3 protein-coding genes are annotated in these 3,273 nt (G+C 51.4%); all 3 read right to left on the bottom strand.

The genetic code is table 11. The annotated features are described in order from the left end of the window. Positions 1–115 precede the first annotated feature (115 nt). Positions 116–1,681 carry an Ig-like domain-containing protein gene (locus A9G06_RS21795; protein ID WP_083243864.1) on the bottom strand — a complete coding sequence of 522 codons (1,566 nt, stop codon included), beginning with the start codon at positions 1,679–1,681 and terminating at the stop codon, positions 116–118. Further along, positions 1,678–2,796: an OmpA family protein gene (locus A9G06_RS21130; RefSeq protein WP_083243863.1), complete on the bottom strand. Its 1,119-nt coding sequence runs from the start codon at positions 2,794–2,796 to the stop codon at positions 1,678–1,680. The genes A9G06_RS21795 and A9G06_RS21130 overlap by 4 nt, the downstream gene beginning before the upstream one ends. A gap of 173 nt (positions 2,797–2,969) precedes the next feature. After that, a partial coding sequence (locus tag A9G06_RS21125; protein WP_069556536.1) for an alkyl sulfatase C-terminal domain-containing protein occupies positions 2,970–3,273 on the bottom strand: 304 nt, incomplete at its 5' end.

Genomic DNA, 3,273 nt, shown 5'->3' with positions numbered 1-3,273 from the left:
AAGACAGACCACTACACTGATACTCCAAACGATGCCTGAGCTGTCGGCAAATCCGCTCAGGTGCTCGTTTTCACCAAAAAGGCGTCTCGCCTTGTACTTCGGACTTGAATCAGCCCTAAGCACTTTTACGGAAACAGGTAACATAAAGGCGTGTCCCTGTACCCTCTAAGTCAACATAACCATCAGTCATATATATACCATCATATACATTGGAAACATTTGATGGCGTTGATGACCAATACATTAAGTTGGTAGGCCAGCGTAGCACGCTATTGACATGGTTACGAGGATAAGCACTGTACAACGCTATCAGCTCCTCTATCGTGGGTAGGCGCCAAGCAGACCCACTATCAAGTGAAAGGGTGGAGCAATAACTGTTGGCATCAGGCCAAGTACGAGACGGGGATGTGTCATCAGGAACAGAAAATTCGCCAACACCGTCGATTGTTACCCACGGATTGACCGTAACATCAACATTATTGCTGAAAACACCATTACTGTTCGCTGTCAGGCTAGTTGTGCCGACCTCAACACCCACCAACAAACCTGAGCGTCGAACAGTAGCAATATCAGTATTGTCAGACTGCCAAGCTACATCACTTGTGATATCACCTGTATTACTATCACTGAAAGTCCCAATCGCGTTCATTTGAAGAGATTGGCGCCTTCCCACTGATACAGGAGCAGGGGTAACTTGAATAGAGGTAACCTTAGCATCAGTGACAGTCAACTGTTGTGTCGCGCTGAATGCCTGACCATTGGCTGTGCCCGATGCGGTGATGGTTGTGATACCAACAGCAACGCCAGTTGCCACACCCTTGCCGCTAGTGCCTGTTGACGTGATGGTCGCAATGTTTTCGGCACTGCTGCTCCAGCTCAGCACGGGGTCATTGGTCACATCCAACGAGGAACCATCAGACAGCGTGGCTGTGGCGGTAAATGGCCGCGAGAGACCGATGGGTACGGCACGGTTGAATGGTGTGACTTGCAAGCTGGTCACGGTGGCATTGGTGACAGTCAACGTTGCAGTGGCGCTGAATGACGTACCGTTTGCAGTGCCCGATGCAGTGATGGTGGCATCACCGGGAGCAACCCCAGTTGCTTGTCCTTTGGTGTCAGTTGCATTGCTGATTGTTGCAATCGAGAGGGCGTCACTTGACCAGCTAAGGGCCGCGTTATTGGTCACATCTCGCGTGGAACCATCAGACAAGTATGCCGTGGCAATGAACTGTTTGGCCAACCCAGCAGGCACCGAACTGTTGGCTGGCGTCACTTGTAGCTCGGTAACCACGGCATCGGAGACAGTCAAGCTAACCGAGCGCTCAATTGGTACGCCGTTAGCAACCCCTGAGGCGGTGATGGTAACGTCGCCCGGGCTCACACCCGTTGCGAGCCCGCGGCTATCGATAGTCGCAATGGCTGGATTACTGGAGCGCCAGCTTAACGCCGCATTGGTTGTGACATCCTTCACGCTGCCATCCTCTAGCAACGCTTCGGCCACATATTGCTGTTCTAACCCGACAGGCACTGTTGCTATTGCAGGAGTGACTTGCAGGGACACAATAGCTGGCAGTGTTTCACCGCCCCCACCTTGTGACGGTAAGCCACTGTCGTCACCCCCGCCACAGGCTGTCAGCACCATGGCAAACAGCGATAGAACGAATAACTTAATTAATCTCATTGGTTGGTACCTTGAGTTGTAACGGACTCTTCTACGGTAAATGCCGGTGACGTCAAGACTACTCGACGATTCTGCGCTCGTCCCGCATCCGTCTGGTTATCTGCAACAGGCTGGGTCTCCCCCCTGGCATCCAGAGTCAGCCGTGATACCGCGATCCCTTTGCTAACAAAGTAGTCGTTCACCGACAGCGCTCTACGTTCAGACAGTTTCTGGTTATAGGCCGATGAGCCACGACTGTCCGTATGAGCATGAATGGTCAGTTGCGCTTGCGGGTAATCCTGCAGTCGCTTAAGGGCCGGTTGCATCGCATCGACCATGGCGGGCGTCAACGTCGCTGAGTTGTACTCGAAAAGAACCATACCTGAGACGTCACTTAACTGCAGGGCCATCGCCTCAACCTTTTCAGGCTGAACGGGTACGACAACTGGCGCCATGGCGACCGCTTCTGTGGCTTTAGCGCCAAACCGATAGGTCACGCCGCCACTGAGCATGTTGATGCTGCTGCCGCCAGTTGCATCTCCACCCACATTGTGAAACCACTGGTATTCCAGACGGGCAGAAAGATTATCTGTCATGGCCATTTCCAATCCAGCCCCCAGCATAGGGGACCAGCCGTTATCCTTGGCATGATGCTGATAACCCACCTCATCACCAGTGACATCTGTCCACCACGCCAATGTGCCCGCCTTGGCAAACACGGATGTGCTGTCATTCAAATGCCAGTATGGTTTGGCTCCGAGCTCAATACCTTGCACCTTACCTGAGTAAGGCGCGGTCACATCGCTGTGGCCCAATGCAGGATAATCCGCTTTCATATTGCCAAAATAGTTATAACCAGCTTCCACTGCCAGCCAGTCATTGAGCTCATAACCGGCAAACAGACCTGCTCCCAGCGCGTCGTTATCGCATGACAGGTTGTGACTCTCGCAGGCGTTGTGACCATGAACCCAGCCAGCCTTGGCGCCGACATAGACATCATTATTAGCCATCGCATGCAGTGGCAACACTAACGATAGCAACGACAATGTTATGAAACTGTTTGAGCTTGGGGGCATACCTACATTCCTCAACTTGAAATACACCTTTAAAGGTAAAGGCGGCGCGCGATAATCCATCACTTAAACTTAATGGTAGTTGAACCATAATTAAATATGTGATCACCCCAACTTTTTAGTTGCGTTTTTGAAATGATTATGCGCACTAACCCCACGAACCAGAAAACGTTTGCTACCACATCCAGCCAATAATGCCCCGCTCGATAATGAGCGGGACACCATCGTCAACCCAACTATCTAATCTGGTTTTCAGTCTGCAGTGGCAGTACCAGATTCATGTTGTTCTTGATATTGAGATCGAACAAACCGGGTAACTTCTCCAGCACCTTGCTGTCTCCAGCAACTTTCGCCTTGCCCCCCTTGATGAGTTCATCCAGGGTGACCTTACTGGCAAGGAAAGAAAGTAGTGAAGGCTTGTCTATTTCCAGCGTAACATCGGGCTTGTTGGCCTGGTAATCACTCAGACTGTTGAAAACCCCGTTATGGAGGTCGACACCAAATTGCTTGTCGCCTTGCAGGATAAGATTGATCACATGA

Origin of the sequence: Aeromonas sp. DNP9 (assembly GCF_001728955.1) — a bacterium.
Classification (GTDB): Bacteria; Pseudomonadota; Gammaproteobacteria; order Enterobacterales; family Aeromonadaceae; genus Aeromonas; species Aeromonas veronii.
This window is presented reverse-complemented; position numbering and strand designations above follow the sequence as displayed.